Origin of the sequence: Micrococcus porci (assembly GCF_020097155.1) — a bacterium.
Classification (GTDB): Bacteria; Actinomycetota; Actinomycetes; order Actinomycetales; family Micrococcaceae; genus Micrococcus; species Micrococcus porci.
The window spans coordinates 2,548,774-2,571,809 of record NZ_CP083691.1; the positions used below are offsets into that span (position 1 = coordinate 2,548,774).

Annotated in this window: 17 protein-coding genes; 4 read left to right on the top strand and 13 right to left on the bottom strand. The window is 73.5% G+C overall.

The genetic code is table 11. The features are described 5' to 3' along the window. Positions 1-2: 2 nt before the first annotated feature. The 3 genes from KW076_RS12055 to glyA all read right to left on the bottom strand — a co-directional run bounded on the left by KW076_RS12055 (position 3) and on the right by glyA (position 3,300). Positions 3-1,010, bottom strand: coding sequence for an ABC transporter ATP-binding protein (locus KW076_RS12055; RefSeq protein WP_434084341.1), 1,008 nt, complete (start codon positions 1,008-1,010; stop codon positions 3-5). Between the two features lie 90 nt (positions 1,011-1,100). Continuing rightward, positions 1,101-2,012 carry a bifunctional methylenetetrahydrofolate dehydrogenase/methenyltetrahydrofolate cyclohydrolase gene (locus KW076_RS12060; protein ID WP_224355534.1) on the bottom strand — a complete coding sequence of 304 codons (912 nt, stop codon included), beginning with the start codon at positions 2,010-2,012 and terminating at the stop codon, positions 1,101-1,103. A gap of 7 nt (positions 2,013-2,019) precedes the next feature. Next, positions 2,020-3,300, bottom strand: a complete 1,281-nt coding sequence (gene glyA / locus KW076_RS12065) for a serine hydroxymethyltransferase (RefSeq protein WP_224355535.1) — start codon at positions 3,298-3,300, stop codon at positions 2,020-2,022. A gap of 227 nt (positions 3,301-3,527) precedes the next feature. On the opposite strand from glyA, the gene KW076_RS12070 reads away from it, so the two are divergent. Further along, on the top strand, positions 3,528-5,042 hold the full coding sequence (locus KW076_RS12070; protein ID WP_224355536.1) for a catalase: 1,515 nt from the start codon (positions 3,528-3,530) through the stop codon (positions 5,040-5,042). Positions 5,043-5,148: 106 nt separating this feature from the next. On the opposite strand, the gene KW076_RS12075 is transcribed toward KW076_RS12070, so the two are convergent. After that, positions 5,149-6,789 (bottom strand): hypothetical protein, encoded by a 1,641-nt coding sequence (locus KW076_RS12075; RefSeq protein WP_224355537.1) that lies wholly within the window; start codon positions 6,787-6,789, stop codon positions 5,149-5,151. A gap of 115 nt (positions 6,790-6,904) precedes the next feature. Here KW076_RS12075 and purU point away from each other — a divergent pair, with 115 nt between their 5' ends. Next, complete coding sequence (gene purU / locus KW076_RS12080; RefSeq protein WP_224355538.1) at positions 6,905-7,801, top strand: formyltetrahydrofolate deformylase; 897 nt, start codon at positions 6,905-6,907, stop codon at positions 7,799-7,801. A 100-nt stretch (positions 7,802-7,901) separates the two neighbouring features. Here the strand turns inward: purU and KW076_RS12085 are convergent, their stop codons facing one another. The 6 genes from KW076_RS12085 to hrpB form a co-directional block, all read right to left on the bottom strand. Beyond that, a complete protein-coding gene (locus KW076_RS12085) occupies positions 7,902-8,438 on the bottom strand; it encodes a gamma carbonic anhydrase family protein (RefSeq protein WP_224355539.1) in 537 nt (178 codons plus the stop codon). Positions 8,439-8,443: 5 nt separating this feature from the next. Beyond that, on the bottom strand, positions 8,444-9,715 hold the full coding sequence (locus KW076_RS12090) for an ABC transporter ATP-binding protein (RefSeq protein ID WP_224355540.1): 1,272 nt from the start codon (positions 9,713-9,715) through the stop codon (positions 8,444-8,446). A gap of 37 nt (positions 9,716-9,752) precedes the next feature. After that, the gene (locus tag KW076_RS12095; protein ID WP_224356860.1) at positions 9,753-10,565 is read right to left on the bottom strand and encodes a carbohydrate ABC transporter permease; all 813 of its coding nucleotides are present in this window, start codon (positions 10,563-10,565) and stop codon (positions 9,753-9,755) included. A gap of 149 nt (positions 10,566-10,714) precedes the next feature. Beyond that, on the bottom strand, positions 10,715-11,686 hold the full coding sequence (locus KW076_RS12100; protein ID WP_224355541.1) for a carbohydrate ABC transporter permease: 972 nt from the start codon (positions 11,684-11,686) through the stop codon (positions 10,715-10,717). Further along, on the bottom strand, positions 11,683-12,987 hold the full coding sequence (locus KW076_RS12105; protein ID WP_224355542.1) for an extracellular solute-binding protein: 1,305 nt from the start codon (positions 12,985-12,987) through the stop codon (positions 11,683-11,685). Before KW076_RS12105 ends, KW076_RS12100 begins: the two co-directional genes overlap by 4 nt. An 86-nt stretch (positions 12,988-13,073) precedes the next feature. Then, the gene (hrpB, locus tag KW076_RS12110) at positions 13,074-15,779 is read right to left on the bottom strand and encodes an ATP-dependent helicase HrpB (protein WP_224355543.1); all 2,706 of its coding nucleotides are present in this window, start codon (positions 15,777-15,779) and stop codon (positions 13,074-13,076) included. A gap of 97 nt (positions 15,780-15,876) precedes the next feature. Here hrpB and KW076_RS12115 point away from each other — a divergent pair, with 97 nt between their 5' ends. Next, positions 15,877-17,754, top strand: coding sequence for a glutaminase (locus tag KW076_RS12115; protein ID WP_224355544.1), 1,878 nt, complete (start codon positions 15,877-15,879; stop codon positions 17,752-17,754). 35 nt (positions 17,755-17,789) lie between these two features. On the opposite strand, the gene KW076_RS12120 is transcribed toward KW076_RS12115, so the two are convergent. Next, positions 17,790-19,376: a TIGR01777 family oxidoreductase gene (locus tag KW076_RS12120; RefSeq protein WP_224355545.1), complete on the bottom strand. Its 1,587-nt coding sequence runs from the start codon at positions 19,374-19,376 to the stop codon at positions 17,790-17,792. A gap of 87 nt (positions 19,377-19,463) precedes the next feature. Between KW076_RS12120 and KW076_RS12125 the strand changes: the two genes are divergently transcribed. Beyond that, positions 19,464-20,072, top strand: a complete 609-nt coding sequence (locus KW076_RS12125) for a methylated-DNA--[protein]-cysteine S-methyltransferase (protein WP_224355546.1) — start codon at positions 19,464-19,466, stop codon at positions 20,070-20,072. A 75-nt stretch (positions 20,073-20,147) separates the two neighbouring features. On the opposite strand, the gene KW076_RS12130 is transcribed toward KW076_RS12125, so the two are convergent. Beyond that, entirely contained in the window at positions 20,148-20,540 is a 393-nt protein-coding gene (locus KW076_RS12130; RefSeq protein WP_224355547.1) for a pyridoxine 5'-phosphate oxidase C-terminal domain-containing protein, read from the bottom strand. Between the two features lie 142 nt (positions 20,541-20,682). Continuing rightward, complete coding sequence (locus KW076_RS12135) at positions 20,683-22,905, bottom strand: NADP-dependent isocitrate dehydrogenase (RefSeq protein ID WP_224355548.1); 2,223 nt, start codon at positions 22,903-22,905, stop codon at positions 20,683-20,685. Positions 22,906-23,036: the final 131 nt, after the last annotated feature.

Here is a 23,036-nt window from a genome sequence, read left to right on the forward strand (position 1 = left end):
GCTCAGTCCACCAGGGTGCGGCCGGTGAGGATCAGGAACACGTCCTCCAAGGACGCCCGCCGGGTCAGCTGCGTGACCGGCGCGGTGACGTGCCCCTCGGCCACGAGCCGGTCGAGGTCCTGCTGCAGGGTGTCGGCGTGCTCGGTGTAGAGCAGCACGCGGTCGGGCAGGACCTCGAGACGGTGCAGGCCCGGGAGGGACTCCCGCAGCAGGCGGGCGGCGGTGGCGTTGCGGTCCGTGCCGAAGCGTGCCTCGAGCACCTCCCGCGAGGCGTGCTCGCGGATGAGGGAGGCGGGCGTGCCCGCGGCCATGATCCGCCCGGCGTCGACGACGACCAGCCGATCGCAGAGCTGCTCCGCCTCGTCCATGTAGTGGGTGGTGAGCAGCAGCGTGGTCCCGCGCTCCTTCAGCCGGTAGAGCCGGTCCCAGAGGGTGTGGCGGGCCTGCGGGTCCAGGCCGGTGGTGGGCTCGTCCAGCAGGAACAGGGCGGGCTCGTTGACGAGGGCGCGGGCGATCACGAGGCGGCGCTTCATGCCGCCGGAGAGGTCGGTGACCTTGGCGTCGGCCTTGTCCGTGAGCTGGGCGAAGGCCAGCAGCTCCTCCGCCTTGGGTCGCAGGTAGGAGTACGGCAGGCCGAAGTAGCGGCCGTAGATGAGGATGTTCTCCCGGGCCGTGAGGTCCTCGTCCAGGTTGTCCTGCTGCGGGACGACGCCGAGCCGGGCCCGCACGGCGGGGCCGTCCTCCTCGGGGTCGATCCCGAGGATCCGCAGCTCGCCCCCGGTGCGCTGGGACGTGCCGGCGAGCATGCGCATGGTGGTGGACTTGCCCGCGCCGTTGGGGCCGAGCAGGCCGAAGCACTCGCCCGGCCGGACATCCAGGTCGATGCCCTGCACCGCGTGGAAGTCCCCGTACTGCTTCCGCAGGCCGCGAGCGAGGATGACGGGGGCGGCGCCGCCGCCGGCGGGCGCGGCCGGGGAGGGCGAGGATGTGGTACGGGTCACACGCGCCATCCTATGCGGTGCCGGACACGACCCCGGCCCCGGCCCTCAGGGCCGGGGCCGGGGGCGATCCGGGGAGGGGGATCCGGTGGGCGGCGGGGCTCAGGCGCCGGCGCGCTCCCCCGCCCAGTCCTCGCCGTCGGCGGCGCGCTCGGCGGCCTCGACGACGTTCGCCAGCAGCATGACGCGGGTCATCGGCCCGACGCCGCCCGGGTTCGGCGCCATCCAGGCCGCCTTCTCCTTCACGGCCGGGTCCACGTCGCCCAGGACGCGGGACTTGCCGTCCTCCCCAGTCACGCGCGAGACGCCCACGTCCAGGACGATCACGCCCTCCTTGACCTGCTCCGGCTTCACCATGTGGGCGGAGCCGGCGGCGGCGATCACGACGTCGGCACTGGCCAGCAGCTCGTCGAGGTTCGTGGTGCCGGTGTGGGCCAGGGTCACGGTGGCGTTGACCTCGCGGCGGGTGAGCACGAGGCCGGCGGGCCGGCCGATGGTCACGCCGCGGCCGATCACGAGCACGTGCTTGCCGGCCAGCTCCACACCGTGGTGACGCAGCAGCTCGACGCAGCCGGCCGGGGTGCACGGCAGCGGCGAGTCCAGCTCGCCGCCGACCGAGGCCACGAGCCGCCCCAGATTCATGGGGTGCAGGCCGTCCGCGTCCTTGTCAGGGTCGATGGCCTCGAGCACCTTCTGGGTGTCCACGTGCTTCGGCAGCGGCAGCTGCACGATGTACCCGGTGCACTCCGGGTCCTCGTTCAGCTCCCGGACCACGTCGAGGATCTGCTCCTCCGTGGCGTCGCCCGGCAGCTCCTTCTGGATGGAGCGGATGCCCACCTCGGCGCAGTCGCGGTGCTTGCCCGCCACGTACTTCTGCGAGCCGGCGTCCTCGCCGACGAGCAGGGTGCCGAGGCCCAGGGTGTGCCCGCGCTCGGCGAGGGCGGCCACGCGGCCGCGCAGCTCCTCCTTGATCGCGGCGGCGGTGGCCTTGCCGTCCAGGACCTTCGCGGTCATCGTCCGATCACCACTGCTCGAGGCCGTCGTACAGCGGGAAGTCCTCGGTGAGCTTCACGACGCGGGCGCGCAGCGCCTCCACGTCCGGGCTCGGCTTCAGCGCCTCGGCGATGACGTCGGACACCTCGCGGAACTCGGCCTCGCCGAAGCCGCGGGAGGCCAGCGCGGGGGTGCCGATGCGCAGGCCGGAGGTGGTCATCGGCGGACGCGGGTCCCACGGCACCGAGTTGCGGTTCACGGTGATGCCGACCTCGTGCAGGATGTCCTCGCCCTGCCTGCCGTCCAGCTGGGACTCGCGCAGGTCCACCAGGACCAGGTGCACGTCCGTGCCGCCGGTGAGCACCGAGATGCCGTGCTCGGCCATGTCCGGGGCGGTCAGGCGCTCGGCCAGGATCTGCGCACCGGCCAGGGTGCGCTCCTGCTTCTCCTTGAAGTCCGCGGAGCCGGCGATCTTGAAGGCCACGGCCTTGCCCGCGATCGCATGCATCAGCGGGCCGCCCTGCTGGCCCGGGAACACGGCGGAGTCGATCTTCTTCTTCAGCTCCTCGGTGGAGAGGATGAAGCCCGAACGGGGGCCGGCGAGGGTCTTGTGCACGGTGGAGGAGACGACGTCGGCGTGCGGCACCGGGTTCGGGTGCAGGCCGGCGGCCACGAGGCCGGCGAAGTGGGCCATGTCCACCCAGAGCCGGGCGCCGACCTCGTCCGCGATCGAGCGGAAGGCGGCGAAGTCGAGCTGACGGGGATAGGCGGACCAGCCGGCCACGATCACCTTCGGCCGGGCCTCGAGGGCCTTCTCGCGCACCTTGTCCATGTCGATGCGGTGGGTGTCCGGCTCCACCTCGTACGCGGCGATGCTGTAGTTCTTGCCGGAGAAGTTCAGCTTCATGCCGTGCGTCAGGTGGCCGCCGTGCGCCAGGGACAGGCCCATCATCGTGTCCCCGTGGTCCAGCAGCGAGGTCATCACGGCCACGTTGGCCTGGGCGCCCGCGTGCGGCTGGACGTTGGCGTGCTCGGCGCCGAACAGGTCCTTGGCGCGCTGGATGGCCAGGTTCTCGGCCACGTCCACGAACTCGCAGCCGCCGTAGTAGCGGCGACCCGGGTAACCCTCCGCGTACTTGTTGGTCAGCACCGAGCCCTGCGTCTCGAGGATGGCGCGCGGCACGAAGTTCTCCGAGGCGATCATCTCGAGCGTGCCCCGCTGGCGGCCGAGCTCGTCCGCGAGCGCCGCGGCGATCTCCGGGTCCACCTCAGCGAGAGGCTGGGTGTTGATGTCGGGCGTCTGCGTCACGGGGGTTCCCTTCGAACGGGGGTCTGTGCGGCCGGAAGGCTCCGGTGCCCTCCATCCTAGTGACCGGACGCCGTCGTCGGGCCTGCGCGACGGCGGCCCGCGGCCCCGAAGACGGGCCCCGGCACACGGCTCTTTTGACTGATTCAGAAATATGCCAAGATCGGGGGTGACGCCGCCCACCGCGCCGATCGGTGCGCGGCCGACGTCGATCGACGAAGGAGAGTTCCATGACGGAGTACCAGAAGACGACCCCGCACGCGACCGGTTCCACCCGCCAGAACGGCGCCCCGGCTGTCAGCGACCGCCAGTCCCTGACCGTGGGCAGCGAGGGGCCCATCGTCCTGCACGACACCCACCTGCTGGAGACCCACCAGCACTTCAACCGCATGAACATCCCGGAGCGCCGCCCGCACGCCAAGGGCTCCGGCGCGTTCGGTGAGTTCGAGGTGACCGAGGACGTGTCGAAGTACACCAAGGCCCTCGTGTTCCAGCCCGGCACGAAGACCGAGACCCTCCTGCGCTTCTCCACCGTGGCCGGCGAGCTCGGCTCCCCGGACACCTGGCGCGACGTGCGCGGCTTCGCCCTGCGCTTCTACAGCGAAGAGGGCAACTACGACATCGTCGGCAACAACACCCCGGTGTTCTTCCTGCGCGACCCGATGAAGTTCACCCACTTCATCCGCTCGCAGAAGCGCCTGCCGGACTCCGGCCTGCGCGATGCCACCATGCAGTGGGACTTCTGGACCAACAACCCCGAGTCCGCCCACCAGGTGACCTACCTGATGGGTCCGCGCGGCCTGCCCCGCACCTGGCGTGAGATGAACGGCTACGGCTCCCACACCTACCTGTGGGTCAACGCCCAGGGCGAGAAGCACTGGGTGAAGTACCACTTCATCTCCCAGCAGGGCGTGCACAACCTCTCGAACGACGAGGCCACCAAGATCGCCGGCGAGAACGCCGACTTCCACCGCCAGGACCTGTTCGAGTCCATCGCCAAGGGCGACCACCCCAAGTGGGACCTCTACATCCAGGCGATCCCCTACGAGGAGGGCAAGACCTACCGGTTCAACCCCTTCGACCTGACGAAGACGATCTCCCAGAAGGACTACCCGCGCATCAAGGTCGGCACGCTGACCCTGAACCGCAACCCGGAGAACCACTTCGCGCAGATCGAGTCCGCCGCGTTCAGCCCGAGCAACACCGTGCCGGGCATCGGCCTCTCCCCGGACCGCATGCTCCTGGGCCGCGCCTTCGCGTACCACGACGCCCAGCTGTACCGCGTGGGCGCCCACGTGAACCAGCTGCCGGTGAACCGCCCGAAGAACGCCGTGAACAACTACGCCTTCGACGGCCAGATGTGGTACGACCACACCGGCGACCGCTCCACCTACGCGCCGAACTCCAACGGCGACTCCTGGTCGGACGAGACGGGCCCGGTGGACGACGGCTGGGAGGCCGACGGCACCCTGACCCGCGAGGCCCAGGCCCTGCGTGCGGACGACGACGACTTCGGCCAGGCCGGCACCCTCGTCCGCGAGGTCTTCTCGGACCAGGAGCGTGACGACTTCGTGGAGACCGTGGCCGGCGCGCTGAAGGGTGTCCGCCAGGACGTCCAGGCCCGCGCCTTCGAGTACTGGAAGAACGTGGACGCCACGATCGGCCAGCGCATCGAGGACGAGGTCAAGCGCCACGAGGGCGACGGCATCCCGGGCGTCGAGGCCGGCGGCGAGGCCCGCATCTGACGTCTCCCTCCCCCGGCGGGCGCCCGCGCGCGCTCCGCTGAACGCACGGCGGCCGCTCCCTCACACGAGGGGGCGGCCGCCGTCGTCGGTGGGGCGGTTGTTCAGGTCAGCGCTTGCCCCAGCGGCGCTCCTGCGCCTGAGCCAGCTTGTCCTTCAGGGTGGACGCGGCGGAGCCGGCGGCCTTGCCCACGGTGCGGGCGGCGGAGCGGACCACCGGGGCGGCCTTCTCCGCGGCGGTGCCGGCGGTGGTCGCCACGGTGCCGGCGGTCTCCGCCACGGCGTCCTTGACGATCTCCAGACGGGAGCGGTGCTCGTCGTGGGTGCGGGCCTCGTCGCGGGCCGGGGTGCCGGCGACAGGGGCCGCCGGCTCGACGCGGTCGGCGGTCTCGACGCCCTGGCCGGTGAGGGCCACGGAGTCCTCGGAGGGGCCGGCGTCGGCGGACCGGGTCTCGGCGACCGGGACCACGGCGGTCTCGGTCTCCTCGACCGGGACGACGGCCGTCTCGGCGGAGGCGGTGCCGGCGTCGGAGGCCGCACGGTCCTCGGTCTCGGCGGCCTCGGCGGGCAGCTGGTCGGCCGGCTCCACGATGGCGTCCTCGCCGCTCAGCGGGGTGGTGCCGTACACCTGGCCCTCCGGCAGGTCCTCGGTCGGGTCCTGGCCGGTGGTGGAGTCCTGGATGTAGGCCGGGGTGCCGAGGACGGGCTCGGGCATCTCGTGGGTGTGCACCGGGGCCTCGATCACGGCCTCCTCGCCGGTGAGCGGGACGGTGCCGGGCACGGACTCCGGGTCGGCGGGCTGGGACGCGCCGCGCTCGTGCTCGGCGCCCTGGCCCTCCGCGGCCTTCAGCTCGGCGGCGTCCTGCACGCGGGCGGCCGCGACCTGCTCCGGGTCCACGGCGCTGGGGACGCCCGGCAGCCCGGTGACGGGGTAGGTGCGGGCCTCGGCGTCGGTCAGGTCGGACCGGCCGGCCGCGGCCTGGGCGCCCTGGGGGGCGGAGGAGGACTGCACGTCGGCAGTGTCCACGGTGACGGCGTCGCCGCCGGCCACGCCGGGGACCACGGTGTGCTCGGCCGGGGCGGCGTCGGCCTGGGCGGCCTCGGCCTGGGTCTCGGCCACCTCAACGACGCCGGCGGGGGAGCCCTTGGGCGCGGGCAGGTCGGCGCCGGTGCCGGCGTCGTCCACGGTCACGCCGGTGCCACCGGCCACGCCCGCGGCGGCCAGGCCGAGGCCCGCTCCGGTCGCAGCCGGGGCCGCGGAGCTGCCGTTGCGGCGCTGCGCGTCGGCGACGGGCGTCACGTCCTGGCCCGTGGCGTCCTTCGCGACACCCTCGGCCTCGTCCACGCTCACGCCGGAGCCGCCGGTCACGCCGGGCACGGCGGCGTGCCCGGCCGCGCCCGCCTCAGCGCCGGTCGCGCGACGACGCTCGACGACGTCCTGCTCGCGCTGCTCGGCGGCACGGCGGTCCACCTCGTCCACGTCGAAGGAGGGCAGGGCGGTGGCGCCGGCGGCGCGCCCATCCGTGCGGTCGGCGGGGGCGTCGCCGGTGGCGGGCACGGTGGACGCGCCCACGGTGCCGCCCCGGGCGGCGGTGGCCGCGAGCGGCGCCGGCGCGGAGTCGGCGTGGCGACCCGCGGCGGCCGCCTCCTCCTCGCGTCCCCGCTTGGCCCGCAGGCTCGAGACGATCAGGATGATCACGAGCACCACGATGATGATGCCGATGATCCAGTACAGAGTGCTCTGGGGCATGGTGTCCTCCTCTTTGACGGTCCTGGTGATGAGGATGTCACACGGCACGTCCCGCGACCACGGACCGCGTGCGTCACGCTCCGCGGTGAGGCACGCGCGTGGATAGCATCGACGGATGGACTCCACCCCCGCCGCGCCCAGCGAGGCCTCCGCCCGCCACCGGATCGTGCTCACGCTCTCCTGCCCGGACCGTCCGGGCATCGTCCACGCCGTCACCGGGGCCCTCCTGGAGGCGGACGCGAACATCACCGAGTCCCAGCAGTACGACTCCCCCGACACGGGCACCTTCTTCATGCGCGTCGCCGTGGACGCCGCCGCCACCCGCGAGGAGGTGGAGGCCGCCGTGCGCCCGGTGGCGGACCGCTTCGGCATGCACCTGCAGGTCTGGGACGCGGACACCCCCCTGCGCGCCCTCGTCATGTGCTCCAAGGACGGGCGCACCCTCAACGACCTGCTGTTCCAGCAGCGCACCGGCTCCCTGCCGGTCCAGATCCCCGTCGTCGTCTCCAACCACCTGGACCTCCAGCCGCTGGCCTCCTTCTACGGCGTCCCCTTCATCCACGTGCCCCTCTCCACGGACCCGGCCAGCCGCAACTCCAAGGCCGCAGCCGAGGACCGGCTCCGCGAGCTGATCCGCGAGTACGAGATCGACGTGGTGGTCCTGGCCCGCTACATGCAGATCCTCTCCGACGAGCTCTGCCGCGACCTCGAGGGCATGGCCATCAACATCCACCACTCGTTCCTGCCCTCCTTCAAGGGTGCGCGGCCCTACCACCAGGCGCATGAGCGCGGCGTGAAGATCATCGGCGCCACCGCCCACTACGTCACCGCGGACCTGGACGAGGGCCCGATCATCGCGCAGTCCGTCCATCCCGTGACCCACGCCCAGACCGCCGAGGACTTCGTCGAGCGTGGCCGGGACGTAGAGGGCGCCACCCTCGTGCAGGCCGTGCGCTGGCACGCCGAGCACCGCGTCCTCCTCGACGGGCACCGCACGGTCGTCTTCTCCTGATCCGCGCGGCGTGACGTCCCACGCCGGCGTACGCCGACGCCCCCGCCGCCTTCCTGCGAAGGCGACGGGGGCGTCGGGCGTCCGGTCGGGACTGCGGGGTTCAGACCCCGGCCTGCTCCGCCTCCTCGGCGGCGCGATGCGCGGCGGCCAGGTCCAGGTAGGTGCGCGCGTTCACGGTGAGGGAGGCGCGCTCCTCCTCCGTGAGCCCGCGGCGGACCTTGGCGGGCACGCCCGCCACGAGGGAGCCCGGGGGCACCTGCGTGCCCTCGAGTACCACGGCACCCGCCGCCACGAGGGAACCGGCGCCGATCACGGCGCCGTTCATGACCGTGGCGGACATGCCGATGAGGCAGTCGTCCTCGACGGTGGCCCCGTGGACCACGGCCGCGTGCCCCACGGACACCCCGGCGCCGAGCGTGCACGGGAAGCCCGCGTCCGCATGGAGCACCACGTTGTCCTGCAGGTTGGAGCCCTCGCCGACGCGGATCGCGGCGGAGTCCCCGCGCGCGCTCACGCCGTAGAACGCCGACGCGCGGGGCCCGAGCTCCACATCCCCGGAGAGGACCGCGGTGCGCGCCACGAAGGCGCTCGGGTCCACCCGGGGCGTGCGCCCGAGGACGGTCACGAGGTGGCCCATGCGCGTCAGCGCCCCTCGGCGTCCCGGGCCTGCGCTGCCTCGATCTGGCGGCGGCGCGCCTCCGCGGTGCGGCGGGTCAGCTCGGCGCCGGCCTCCGCGTCGCGGGTGAGGTTCTCGCCGGTCTTCGGGTCGAACAGGTGCACGCGCGTGGTGTCCACCCACAGGCGGGTCGGCACGCCCGGGCGGGCGGCGGACTCGGCGGAGAGGGTGGTCACGACGACGGGGCGCAGCTCGTCCGCGTCCAGATCCTTGGCCAGGGAGGACAGCAGCTCGGCGACCTCCGGGTCCGGTTCGAACTCGATGTAGCCGTACTGCTCGTGGCCCAGCCACTCGAGATGGGTCAGGGTCGCGTCGAACTCGGAGCCGTGGGGACGCTTGGCGTCCTCCACCAGCTCGGCGTCCTCGAAGAACTCCGGGCGCAGGCCCATGAACACGATGTCCCGGCCCGCCGCCCGCTGGGCCTTCTCCGCGGGGACAGGGATGTCGCCGATCGGGGAGGACAGCACGTACTGCCCGCCCTGCTCCTTGACGGTGGCGGGCAGGAAGTTCATCGACGGGGAGCCGATGAACCCGGCCACGAAGAGGTTCAGCGGCTGCTCGTAGAGCTCGCGCGGGGAGGCGACCTGCTGGAGGACGCCCTTCTTCAGCACGGCCACGCGGTCGCCGAGGGTCATGGCCTCGGTCTGGTCGTGGGTCACGTACACGGACGTGGTGGCCAGGCGGCGCTGCAGCTGCGAGATCTCGGCGCGCATCTGACCGCGGAGCTTGGCGTCCAGGTTGGACAGCGGCTCGTCGAACAGGAACGCGTCGGCGTCGCGCACGATGGCGCGGCCCATGGCCACGCGCTGACGCTGACCGCCGGAGAGGTTCGCCGGCTTGCGGTCCAGGTGGTCCTGCAGCTCGAGCACGCGGGCGGCGTCGCGCACCTTGCGGTCCAGCTCCTCCTCGGACAGCTTACCGTCCTTGGCCAGGCGCAGCGGGAAGGCGATGTTCTCGTACACCGACAGGTGCGGGTAGAGGGCGTAGTTCTGGAACACCATCGCGAGGTTGCGGTCCTTGGGGGCCGCCTCGTTCACGCGGCGCCCGTCGATCAGCAGGTCGCCGCCGGAGATGTCCTCGAGGCCCACGATCATCCGCAGGAGCGTGGACTTGCCGGAGCCGGAGGGCCCCACGAGGATGACGAACTCGCCGTCCTCGATGTCCAGGTTCACGTCCGAGATGGCGTGGTAGCCGTCGTCGTAGGTCTTCTCGATGTGGTTCAGGGTGATGGAGGCCATCGTTCTCAGGTCCTTTCAGGGTCCGGGTGCGCGGGCCTCAGCCCTTGACCGCGCCGTTGGTCAGGCCGGCCACGATCTGGCGCTGGAAGAGCAGCACCAGGATCACGATCGGGATGGTCACGACGATCGCCGCCGCCGAGATGGCGCCGGTCGGCGACTCGAACTGCGAGGCGCCCGTGAAGAACGCCAGCGCGGCGGGCACCGTGCGGGCCGCCTCCGTGGAGGTCAGCGAGATGCCGAACACGAAGTCGTTCCACGCGATGAAGAAGGCGATGATCGCCGTCGTGAAGACGCCGGGGGCGGCCAGCGGGACGATCACCTTGCGGAACGCCTGCAGCGGCGTGGCACCGTCCACCTGCGCGGCCTGGTCCAGCTCCCACGGGATCTGCCTGAAGAACGCCGCGAGCGTCCAGATGGAGATCGGCAGGGTCAGGGACAGGTAGGGGATGATCAGACCGAGCCAGGTGTCGTACAGGCCCAGGGTGCGCCACACGTTGAACAGCGGGGTCACCAGGGAGATCACCGGGAACATCGAGACCATGAGGGACACGGTCAGGACGATCCGCTTGCCCGGGAAGTCCAGGCGCGCGATCGCGTACGCGCAGAGGGTGGCCAGCACGACGGCGATCAGCGTGGCGATCACCGTGATGCCGATCGAGTTGCGCAGCGCGGTGAGGAACAGCTCGCGGGAGCCGCCCACGAAGATCTCCTCGTAGTTCACCGTGGACCACTGCGTGGGGAGCAGCTTCCCGTTCGAGAGGTCCGCGGGCGTCTTGAACGACGTCGCGAAGATCGAGAACAGCGGGAACAGGCACCACACGCCGATCAGGACGGCGAGCAGCCACCAGATCCAGGAGCTGGAGCCCTTCCGGGTCCGGCGCGTGGTGGTGGGGGCGACGCCGCGGTCCCCCACGGCCGTGCCGGCCTCGGTGCGCTCGGCGGCGCCGTCCGGACGGGTGGTCACGGGCTCCTGCGGAGCCGGGATGGGGTTGCCGGTGCTCACTTGGAACCTCCTCGGTCGGCCAGGTCCACCTTGAAGACCTTCACGGCGGTGAACGCCATCAGCGCCACGCACAGGAACAGGATCACGGAGATCGCGGAGCCCATGCCGATCTCCAGGCGGCCGATGGACGTGCGGTAGGCCAGCAGCGAGAGGACCTCGGTGCCGTAGGCGCCGTTGGTCATGATGTAGATGGAGTCGAAGATGCGGAACGCGTCCATCGCGCGGAACAGGACGGCCACCATGATCGAGGCCTTCATGTTCGGCAGGATGACCAGCTTCATCCGCTGCCACCACGAGGCGCCGTCGACGGCGGCGGCCTCCGTGAGGTCACCCGGCACCTGGGCCAGACCGGCCAGCAGGAGCAGGGAGATGAACGGGGTGGTCTTCCAGATCTCCGAGAGCATGATCACGGAGAGGGCGGTGCCGCTCTGCGCGAACCAGTTCAGGTCCGAGGTGATGCCGGGGACCCAGTCGAACCAGTTGTTCACGAAGCCCGAGTCGATCGAGAACATGTAGAACCACGCGAACGCGGAGACCACGGTGATGATGCCGTACGGCACCAGGATGATCGTGCGGATCAGGCCGCGGGTCTGCTTGATGGCGTGGTGCATGGCCAGCGCCAGGAGGAAGCCCAGCACGAGCTCCACCAGCACCGTGACCAGGGTGATCAGCACCGTGACGCCCAGGTCCTTCCAGAACACCGGGTCGGAGAGGATCACCCCGTAGTTGCCCAGGCCGACGAACTCGCGGTCCTGCGGCGCCGTGAGGCGGTACTTGAACAGGGAGTCGTAGAACGCCTGCACCGTGGGGTACAGGACCACGAACAGCATGATGAAGAACGCCGGGCCGGCCAGCAGCCAGCCGAGGCGGGCCTCGGACTTGGCGCGGGCGGACTTCACCCGGCGGGGGCGGCGGCCCTCGGCGGCGCGCGGGGTAGATGCGGCGGGTGCGGTGTCGACGTGGCTCACAGCAGACGCTCCCCTCTCAGGACTTCCTGGATGAAGTCGTCGGTCTCGGCCGGGGTGGACTCGGAGACGCCCGACGGCGGCGCGTAGCGCTGCTGGATCGCGGTGGAGACCTCGTTGTAGTACGGGGTCTGCGGACGCGGGGCGCCGAGCTCGAGGGACTCCCGGATGGTGTCCGCCATGGGGAACTTCTCGGCGACCTCGGGGGCGTCGTAGGCCGCCGGGTCAGCGGGCGGGTTGCCGTTCTCGACGAAGTACTGGCTCTGGTGCTCGGTGGTGGTGATGCAGGAGATCGCGTCCCAGGCGAGGTCCTGGTGTTCGGACTTCGCGCCCACGCCCAGGTTGATGCCGCCCACGGGCGGCGCGGCGTCCTTGTCCTCGACGGTGCGGGGATAGACGGCCCAGCCGATGTCCTCGGGCAGGTCCTTCGGCAGCGAACCCTCCTCCACGGAGCCGAGGGTGGCCGGCCAGACGAACGGCCAGTTGACCATGAACGAGCCGTTCTTGCCCTGGAAGAGCAGCATGGAGGCGTTCTCGTCCTGGGTCGGCAGGCCGGCGCTGCCGAGGCCCTCCTTGCCGATCGTGGAGATGATCCGCGCGGCCGTGCGGCCGGCCTCGGAGTCGAGGTTCGTGGTGACCTGGTCCGTGGGCGCCTCGGCGTTGGGGATGATCTGCTCCCCGCCGCCCTCGATGAGCGCGTTGAGCCACACGGTCATGGACTCGGCACGGGCGCCCTGGACGCCCAGGTCCTTGTCCTGGCTGCGGGCGACCTCGATCAGCTGGTCCCACGTGACGGGCTTGGACATGTCCAGCCCCGCGGCCTCGGCGACCGACTTGCGGTACCAGAGCAGCTGCGTGTTGGCCCAGAACGGGACCGTGACGAGCTCGTCCTTCCAGCTGGCGGCCGCGAGGGCGCCCTCCAGGGCGTTGTCCTTCGCGTAGGCCTGCATCTCCTCCGGCACGGGGGCCAGGAAGCCGGGCTCGGCGAGCTCGGGGACGAACGGCGGGTCGAGGGACATGATGTCCATCGACGTGTCGCCCGCGGCGAGGCGGCGGGTCAGCTGCTCGCGCTGGGAGGCGGCGTCCGTCGGGAGCATGGACGTCTCGATTCGGTACCGGCCGTTCGCGGCGTCGGTGCACTGGGCGGCGATCTTCGCCTGCCCGCCGTCGTCGGGGTTGGTGTACCAGGTCAGGGTGGGCGTCTGCTCGGCCGGGGCACACCCGGCCAGGATGAGCGCGCCCGCAGCGACGGCGCCAGCCAGCGTGGCCCGGCGCCGTTGACGTGCCCGCGTGTCGTGTCTCACAAGTGGAACCTCATTCGATGCGAGTCGGATGTGACGGCCATCATCACCCATCGGAGCGATTCCTGCACGTTTCGCGGGCCCCTTTCTCAGCGGGCGCGGCGGTTCGTCCGGTCGGTCGGCTCCGCGGCGGCGGGATCCTCGGGCCACGGGTGCTTGGGGTACCGCCCCCGGTTCTCGGCGCGGACCTGCGCGTAGGGGCCGGCCCAGAAGGACGGCAGGTCGGCGGTCACGGCCAGCGGGCGACCTGCCGGGGAGAGCAGGTGCAGGACCACCGGCTCACGACCGTCCGCCACAGCAGGGGTGACACGCGCCCCGAAGAACTCCTGCAGCTTGGCGGCGACCACGGGCGGGGTGTCCTCGTGGACGGCCGGATAGTCCACGACGACGCCGCGCCCGCTCGGCACGGGCAGGCGCTCGGGGGCGAGCTCGTCCAGCCGGCCCGCCTCCGGCCAGGGCAGGGCGCCGCGCAGCAGCGCCTCGGCGTCCAAGCGCGTGAGGGACCGCCCCGCGGCCAGGTCGGCCGCGAGCCCGTCGACCAGCGCGTCCAGGCCGGGCAGCGTCGCGTCCGAGAGGTCCGGCCACGGGGCGCCGAGGACGCGGTGGAGCAGGTGCACCCGGCGGCGCAGGCGTTCGGCCCGGCCGCTCGGGTCGAACCGGGCGAGGCCGTCGGCGGCGAGCGCGACGCGCACGGCCTGCGCGGCGGCGTCGGGGGCGACGGGGGCCGGCGTCTCCGCCAGCACGAGCGCACCCAGCCGGTCCACGCGGCGGCCGGTGAGCCGGTCCCCGCGCCACTCAGCGGTGTCCTCGGTGCGCCGCAGGCCCGCGCCGGCGAGTTCGGCGAGCGGCCGGTCGATCGGCGCGGCCGCGCGGATCGCGGCACCCGTGCCGGCCGCGTCCCCGGCCACGCGGGCGACCTCGGCCACGGCCAGCCACTCCTGCCCCGCCAGGCCGCCGCCGACGGCGTCGCGGGGCAGGGCCGCGCGGGTGCCGGAGGCGAGCAGGTATGCCCCCTCCTCCCCCGCGCGTCGGGCGATCCACGCGGGGAAGGCCAGGGCGGCCACGAGGCCGGCGGGGTGCCGCCGCGCGGTCGCCGTCGCCGCGGGCCCGGGCTCGTCCGGCTCCCGCGTCTCCGGGGCGCGGTGCGCGTGCCGACGGGCCAGGCGCTCGAGCCGATCCGCCTCCCGGCGCCACCGCCCGGCCTCCGGGTGCCGGCCGTCTCGCAGGGCCGCGACCAGCGCCTCGAGGTCGGCACCGGGAGCGCGCAGGTCCAGGGCGAGGGCCGCCGTCGCCTCGGCCGCGGAGCGGGGCCCCGTCAGCGGAGCCGCGCGCAGGAGGGCGTGGCCGAGGGGTGGATCCAGGGGCAGCTCGGCCAGGACGGTGCCGTGCGGGGTGATGCGCCCGTCCGTGTCCACCGCGTCGAGGGAGGCGAGCGTCCGCTCGGCGGCGGCCATCGCGTCGGCCGGCGGGTCCTCCGGGAGCACCAGCCCGTCCCCGCCGGGGGCGCCCCACACGGCGAACGCCAGGACGACGGACGCGAGGTCAGCCACCGCGAGCGCGGGCGTGGGCGCGGCGGGGGCGGCGCCGAGGGCCGCGGCCGTGTGGCAGCGCACCGCCGTGCCCGGTCCGAGGCGGGCGGCGCGGCCGGCCCGCTGGTCGGCGGCGGCCCGGGAGGCCTGCACGGTGGCCAGACCGGTGATCCCGCGGCCCCGGTCCCGGCGCGGCTCGCGGGCCAGACCCGAGTCGATGACGAGGCGCACCCCCGGCACGGTCAGCGAGGACTCGGCGACCGCCGTCGCGACGACGACGCGCGGCACGGCGGGGTCGGCGCGGCCGGCGAGCGCGGCGTCCTGGTCGGCGGGTTCCTGGCGGCCGTGCAGGACGCGGACCTCGGTGTCCGGGGCGAGCGCGGCGACGCGGCCCGCGACCGCCTCGACCTCGGCCACGCCGGGCACGAAGACGAGGGCGTCCACGGTCGGGTCGGCATCGAGCGCCTCGGCGTGGGCGCGCGCGGCCGTGGCCGCGACGTGGTCCAGGAAGTCCCGGTCCACGCGCCCGTCCGCGGTGGTCCGCGGCCCTCCGAACGGGGCGTGCTCCACCGTGAGGGGATGCTGCACGGAGGGGGTCCGCACCACGGGGACCGGATCCTCGCCCATGCCGGTGGCCCAGCGGGCGGCGAGGGCGTCGGCGTCGAGGGTGGCGGACATGGCCGTCAGCGCCAGCTCGGGGCGCAGCTGGCGCAGGTCCGCCAGGAGGGCGAAGAGGACGTCCGTGTCCAGGTCCCGCTCGTGGACCTCGTCCAGCACGACGGCGCCCACGCCCTCCAGTCCCGGGTCGCCCAGGAGGCGGCGCAGGAGCAGGCCGGGCGTCACGAACTCCACGGCGGAGGCGCCGCGGCCCACCGCGTCCCCGCGCACGGCGTAGCCGACGACGGCGTCGGGGAGCCGGCCGGTGTCGGGGCCGGACTCGGGCCCGAGCGCATCCGCCACGGCCCCGTGCAGTCGACGCCACGCGGCGCGCACCGCCACCCGGCGCGGCTGGGTGACGAGGACGCGGCCGCCCTCGCCGCCGGACTCCGCCCGGCGGGCCAGCCACAGCGCCACGGCGGGCGGGACCGCCGTCGTCTTGCCCGTGCCCGGCGGGGCGTGCACGACCGCCCCCGCCCGCGCGTCGAGGGCCGCCTCCAGCGCAGGGAGGGAGGCGGAGAAGGCGAGGTCTGCGCCCAGGCGAGCGGACGCCGCGGCCAGGGCGGCGCGCAGGTCGGGGGTGCTGTGAGAGGCGGAGGAGGTGCTCATCGCACCCCATTCTGACGTCTCACGATGGACGGCACCGGGCCGGAACCGAGGGCCCCACCACGCCGGGTGGAGCCCCATCCCTCGATAGGCTTGGCCTATGAAGTCTCCCGTGCAGGACCGCCTCGACCGTCTCACCGCCGCCCACACCCCCGGCACGGCGGCGGACGCCGACGCGACGTCCGACGCCGGGACGGGCCTGGCGCTGTCCGTCGCCACCGTCGGCGGCGACCACTACAGCGCGGGCGAGCTCGTCGCCGTCCCCCTCGCCGGCCTCGCGGGGCCCGTGGTGCACGCGCTCGCCCTCGAGGACCTCGGGGTGGAGCGCGTCGGGGAGGCGGTCGGCACCGTGCCCCGCCCGGACCTGCGCACCCGCCTCGAGCTCGAGCCCGGCACGGGCCGACCCCTGACCCCGCTGCAGGACGCCGGCACCATGGCTCTGGCCGCGCTCGTCAAGGGCCGTGGCGGCCGCGACCGCGCCGCGCGCCTGCTGCAGCAGCTCGCGGGGCTGATCGGCCGTGAGACGGCGCCCACGGACGCCGCGGTGCGCGCCGCGGACCGCGCCCAGCACCGCGCCCGCGCCGCGGCATGGCTCCTCCGCTCGGTCGGCGTGCTGGAGGCGGACCCGGACGGCCTGCTCGCGGACGTCGCCACCCTGCGCGCCGCCCCCGTGACCGTCGCGGACCTCGCCCTGCTCGCCGGCACCCTCGCCGCCCACGGCGTGCACCCGGTGTCCGGTGAGCGCGTGCTCGCGGAGGAGACCGTCCGCGCCGTGCTCTCCGCCCTGGACGCCTGCGGCATGGACACCGTGGACGGCGCGTGGGCCCTCGACGTCGGCCAGCCCGGCTGGTCGTCCGCCCGGGCCGGCACCGTGATCGCCGTGGTCCCGGGCCACATGGGCATCGCCGTCCAGGGCCCGGCGGACCCCGACGACGCCGACGCCCCCTCCCCCGCCGCCCTCGCGGCCCTGCGCACCCTGGTGCGGGACTTCGAGCTGCACCCCTCCCAGGCGGCCGGTTCCCCGCGGGCGGCGTTCCGCACCCACTACCGCGTGGACCAGGCTCCGTCCGGCTCCGTGCGCAGCGCCGAGGTGCTCGAGCTGCTCAGCGCCCACGGGGACACCGCGCACGTGTTGGAGCTCGGCGGGCACGTGGGCTTCAGCCAGGTCGACGCGCTCGCCCACGTGGCCCGGAACCTGCCGGCCGCCCTCGAGACGATCATCGTGGACGTCCGTTCGGTCAGCTCCACCTCGCACGCGGCCGCGGTGCTCGCGGCCCAGTGGTTCGCCTACGCGCTGCACCACGGCCTGGACGTGGTGGTGGTGGACCGGGACACGGCCGCCGTGGACCAGGTCATGGCCACCGCCGAGGCGTCCGGCGTGACCCTCCCGGATCCCCTGCACGACGCCGACGACGCCGACCCCGGCCACCAGGACCTCGGCCCGGCCTTCCGGTTCTTCGACTCGCGCTCCCGCGCCGTGCAGTGGGCCGAGCAGCGGCTGCTGGCCCGCCACGCCCCGCACCTGCTGCCGGCCTCCGAGGAGGAGGCGGCCATGGCGCCCCTGCTGCAGCACCTCTCCTCCGAGGACGCCCGCCTGCTGGAGTCCATGATGGACGAGCGCGTCTACGAGGACGGGCAGATCATCCGCCGGGCCGGGCAGCCGTTCGGCGGCATCTACGTGATCACCTCAGGCCGGGTGGAGCTCACCGGGCAGGGCACCGGCGGCCGCCGGGTGCGGCGCACGGTGCTCACCCCCGGCATGACGTTCGGCGAGATGGCCCTGGGCCAGCCGGGCCGGCAGCCGTCCACCGTGCGCGCCCGCGGGCGGGTGACCACCCGCGTGCTCACCGCGCAGGTCATGTACGCCCTGCAGGAGGGCTTCCCGAGCCTGGCCCTCACCCTGTGGGAGGCCCTGGCCCGGGACGCGTACACCGCGCTCGGCCAGCTCATCCGCGAGACGGGCGCGCTGCAGGACTGAGGCGGGCCGCCGCACCCGGCGCACCGCCGCCGGGCTCAGCGCCCCAGCAGGCGGCGCAGCGCGCCCTCCAGGGCGGCGTCCCGGAACGCGTAGCCCGAGTCGAGCACCAGTTCCGCGGAGGCCTTCTGGTCCGCACGGACCAGCTCCGCGGCGCCCTGCTCCCCGAGCAGGAGCCGCGGCCCGAACTCCGGCACCGGCACTGCCGCCGGGCGGTGCAGGACGGTCCCCAGCACTCGGGCGAACTCCTTGGCGGTGACTGGCTCCGGCGCGGTGCCGTTGACGGCTCCGACGACCCCCTCCGCCAGCGCGGCGTGCGCGAACACCCCGGCGATGTCGTCCACGCCGATCCAGCTGATCCACGGGGATCCGTCATGGCTGCGCCCCCCGCGCGTGGCGACGGGGCCGCCGGCCCCGGCCAGGAACAGGGGCAGCAGCTGCGCGAGCATCCCGCCGGTCGGGGAGAGCACGATGCCGGTGCGGACGCGCACCACGCGCAGACCGAGCTCCTCGGCCCGGCGGGCCTGCGCCTCCCAGTCCGCCACGACGCCGGCCAGGAAGTCGTCCCCGGCGGGCAGGTCCTCGGTGAGGCCCCGGCCGTCGGGCCCGGCGCCGGCGTCGGCCCCGTACCAGCCGACCGCCGAGCCGTTGACCAGGACCGTGGGGCGCTCCGCCTCGGGCAGCCGGGCGATCGCGTCCACGAGGGTGCGGGTGCCGTCGACACGGGAGTCGTGCACGGCACGGCGGTGCTTCTCCGTGAACCGGCCCGCCAGCGGCTCCCCGGCGAGGTTCACCACGACGTCCGCGGCCCGCAGGGCCGCGGTGTCCACGGTGCCGCCGGCCGGATCCCAGAGCACGGCGTCCTCGGCCTCGGCCTGCGCCGGGCTCCGGACCAGACGGATCACGCGGTGACCGCCCCCGGTCAGCAGGGCGCACAGCTGCGTGCCGACCAGCCCACCGGCCCCGGTGACCAGCACGGTCCGCGCCGGCCCGCCGACGAGCGGCCCGGGGTGGCCCGCATGGAAGTCGAGGTCCTCAGCCATGACGCGGCCGCGGAACTCGAACTGGCGGCGCAGCTCCGCCTCGAACACCCGGTGGGCGGCGTCGGCGGCGGGCCGTCCGACCACGGGCAGCCGTCCCGCGGTGCCGACGCCCGGCAGGGCGTACTCCACGCGGTCCACCACGACGGCGCCCGGCTCGCCCTCGGCGGTGTCCGCCTCCCCGGGGGCGGCGTCCTCCACGGAGTGGGTGTGACGCCAGGCGGACAGCGGCCCGGACGCCATCTCGTCCCGGAACATCCGCCCCTCCTCATAGGCGGTGTGGCGCGCCCGCCACGGCAGGCGGGGCGAGAGGGCCGCCGGGATGCGGCGGGACACGGCGGCCGGCAGGGCGGCGCGCAGGGCGCCGTCCACCGCGCCGGCGAACAGGCCGAGCGAGCCCGGGGCGCCGATCCGCAGCCGCGTCTGCGAGCCCTCGCGCAGCCCGTCCGACGGGCCGGCCGCCAGCTCGGAGGCGAAGGGCGGATTCATGCGCTGCAGGGCGCCGGGGGCGGCCAGCCAGTCGAAGACCGTCCGGCGGGGATGGCGGAGGAGGGTGCGATGCTCGAACACACGGGTCTCGGTCATGCCTCCACTGTGGCAGACGGTGCGGACGCCACAGCGCGTCGGGGGAGAATGAGGGGTCAGCCCGCCGCCGTCGTCCGTGAGGAAGCCATGACCCACCCGCCCGCGTTCCTGCCGGAGCTGCGCTGGACCGCCGCCACGCTGCCCGGCACGAGCCTGGCCCTCGTCGCCGTGTACTCCCCCGAGGACGACGCCGTACGCGCCTCCGGCGTGGCCGTCCCGGAGGGCGCCGAGCCCCCGGCCGCGGCGATCGGCCGGCTCCTGCTGGAGCTCATGGACCGGCTCGAGGAGCTCGCCCCGGAGACCGCCGCCCGCGAGATGGACCCCCGCCCGGTCGAGCCGCGCGAGGGCCTGGACCAGACCGTCGCCGACGCCCTCGCCGCCTACGCGGCCGGGGACGTGGACGCCCTGGACGGCCTCGCCGTGGTGCAGCCCGGGACCGCGTTCCGGCAGGCCTCGTGGGAGGCACTGCGGTCGATCACCCCGGGCTCGCCGGTGGCCTACGGCGAGCTCGCCACCCGCGCCGGGGCCCCGAAGGCCGTGCGCGCCGCGGGCGGGGCCTGCGCTGCGAACCTGGCGGCCGTCGTCGTGCCCTGCCACCGCGTGGTGCCGGCCTCCGGCGGGGTGGGCAGCTACCTGTACGGATCCGCGGCGAAGGCGGCCCTGCTGGCCCACGAGGCGGCCCACGCCCCCGCCTGACCCCTTTTCGTGCGCGAAACGGACGGCGTGTCCCACGCTTTCGTGTGCGAGATGGACGGCCCGCCTCGCCGGGCCTCAGCCTCGCGTAACCTCGCCCCGGAAGCCGCCGACGTCGTCGGCCGTGTAGACGATGCGCACGTGCCGGTGATCCTCGGGCGAGCCCTGCCAGAACTCCACGCGCTCCGGTCGGACGGTCCGCATCCGGGCGCCCTCGGGAAGCGGGGCGTCCCTCACACCGCCGCGCACCCGCACGGCCCGGAGCACGGTGCGGGCGTCAGGCTGCTCCCGAGCGTCCACGGTGGCGAAGGTGACGGTGGTCGCCTCCGGGACGCCGGACCCCACCACCTGCCGGATCCAGCGGTGGAACTGCTCCACCGGGTCGGCGGCCAGCGCGTCGACGTCGAGGGCCGGCGCGGTGTCCGTCATCGCGGGGACGGACTGCAGGTCGCAGGGCTCACAGTCGCTCACGGACGTGACCTGTAATCACGGTCCGCGGCTCGGGGCACGGCCCGGCGGCGCCCCTCCCTGCCCGACGACGGCGGCCCCGCCCGGATCACTCCGGACGGGGCCGCCGTCGTCGGTCCCGGGCACGTTCAGGCCCGTGCGCGGATCACGCGCCGAGCGTGGCGATGATCCCGTTGAGGGTGGCGGAGGGACGCATGACCTCGGAGACCTTGTCCATGGACGGGGCGTAGTAGCCGCCCAGGTCCACCGGGGAGCCCTGCACGCCGTTGAGCTCGGCCAGGATGGTCTCCTCCTGGGCCTCCAGCTCCTCGGCGACCGGCTTCGCCGCGGCCGCCAGCTCGGCGTCCGCGGTCTGCTTCGCCAGCTCCTGCGCCCAGTACAGGGCCAGGTAGAAGTGCGAGCCGCGGTTGTCCAGCTGGCCGGCCTTGCGCTCGGGGGACTTGCCCTCGATCAGCAGGATGCCGGTGGCGGCGTCGAGGGTGTCGGCCAGCACCTGCGCGCGGTGGTTGCCGTTGTGGGCGGCCTCGTGCTCGAAGGACACGGCCAGGGCGAGGAACTCGCCCAGGGAGTCCCAGCGCAGGTGGTTCTCCCCCACCAGCTGCTGCACGTGCTTCGGGGCGGAGCCGCCGGCACCGGTCTCGAAGAGGCCGCCGCCGTTGATCAGCGGGACGATCGAGAGCATCTTGGCGGAGGTGCCCAGCTCGAGGATCGGGAACAGGTCCGTGTTGTAGTCGCGGAGCACGTTGCCGGTCACGGTGATGGTGTCCTCGCCGCGGCGCATGCGCTCCACGGTGAACTTGGTGGCCTCCACCGGGGACATGATCCGCAGGTCGAGGCCCTCGGTGTCGTGGCCCTGGAGGTACTGCTCGACCTTCTTGATGAGCTCGCGGTCGTGGGCGCGGGTCTCGTCCAGCCAGAACACGGCGGGGGTCTGGGAGGCGCGGGCGCGGGTCACGGCCAGCTTCACCCAGTCCTGCACGGGGACGTCCTTGGTCTGGCAGGCGCGCCAGATGTCCTCGGCCTCGACCTCGTGGGAGAACAGGACCTCACCGGCGGAGTCCTTCACCTCGACGGTGCCGTCCGCCTCCATGACGAAGGTCTTGTCGTGCGAGCCGTACTCCTCGGCCTTCTGGGCCATCAGGCCCACGTTCGGCACGGTGCCCATGGTGGTGGGGTCGTAGGCGCCGTTGGCCTTGCAGTCGTCGATGACCACCTGGTAGATGCCGGCGTAGGAGGAGTCGGGGATGACGGCGAGGGTGTCGCGCTCGGCGCCGTCCTTGTCCCACATGTGGCCGGAGGTGCGGATCATGGCGGGCATGGACGCGTCCACGATCACATCGGAGGGCACGTGCAGGTTGGTGATGCCCTTGTCCGAGTTCACCATGGCCACGTCCGGGCCGTTCTGGTACGCGTCGGCGATGGCCTTGCGCACGCCCTCGGCGGTCTCGGCGTCGAGCTTGTCCAGACCGGCCTCGATGGCGGCCAGGCCGTTGTTCGGGTCCAGGCCCGCGGCGGCGAGCTGCTCGCCGTACTGGGCGAAGAGGTCGGCGAAGTACGCCTTCACCACATGGCCGAAGATCACCGGGTCGGAGACCTTCATCATGGTGGCCTTCAGGTGGGCGGAGAAGAGGACGCCCTCCTCCTTGGCGCGCGTCACCTGCTCGGCGAGGAACGCGTCGAGGGCCTTGGCGGACATGAACGTGCCGTCCACGACCTCGCCCTCGAGGACCTTCAGGCCCTCCTTGAGGATCTTCGTGGTGCCGTCCTGGCCGGTGAACTCGATCGAGAGGACGTCGTCCTTCGGCATGGTCACGGACTTCTCGTTGGAGCGGAAGTCGTCCTGGCCCATGGTGGCGACGGCGGTCTTGGAGTCCGCGGTCCACGCGCCCATGGAGTGGGGGAACTTCTTGGCGTAGTTCTTCACGGCCTTCGGGGCGCGGCGGTCCGAGTTGCCCTCGCGCAGCACCGGGTTCACGGCGGAGCCCTTGACGGAGTCGTAGCGCTTGCGGGCGTCCTTCTCCTTGTCGGTCTGCGGGTCGTCCACGTACTCCGGCAGCGCGTAGCCGTCCGCCTGAAGCTCCTTGATCGCGGCGCGCAGCTGCGGCACGGACGCGGAGATGTTCGGCAGCTTGATGACGTTGGCCTCGGGGGTCTTCACGAGCTCGCCGAGCTCGGCGAGGGCGTCGTTGACGCGCTGCTCCTCGGGGAGCAGGTCGTTGAAGGCGGCCAGGATGCGGCCGGCCAGGGAGATGTCGCGGGTCTCCAGCTCCACGCCGGCGGTACCCGCGTAGGCGCGCACGATCGGCAGCAAGGAGGCCGTGGCGAGCATGGGGGCCTCGTCGGTGAGCGTGTAGATGATCTTCGACATGCGGATCGTCTCTCCTTTTCTGACCGCGTCCGACCGCGGCCGTCGTCGACGTGAAACTGGTGTCTCGGCCGTCAATCTACCCGGCGGGTCGGAGGGGAAACAGAAATCGTGCACGTCCACCGCGGGGGGAC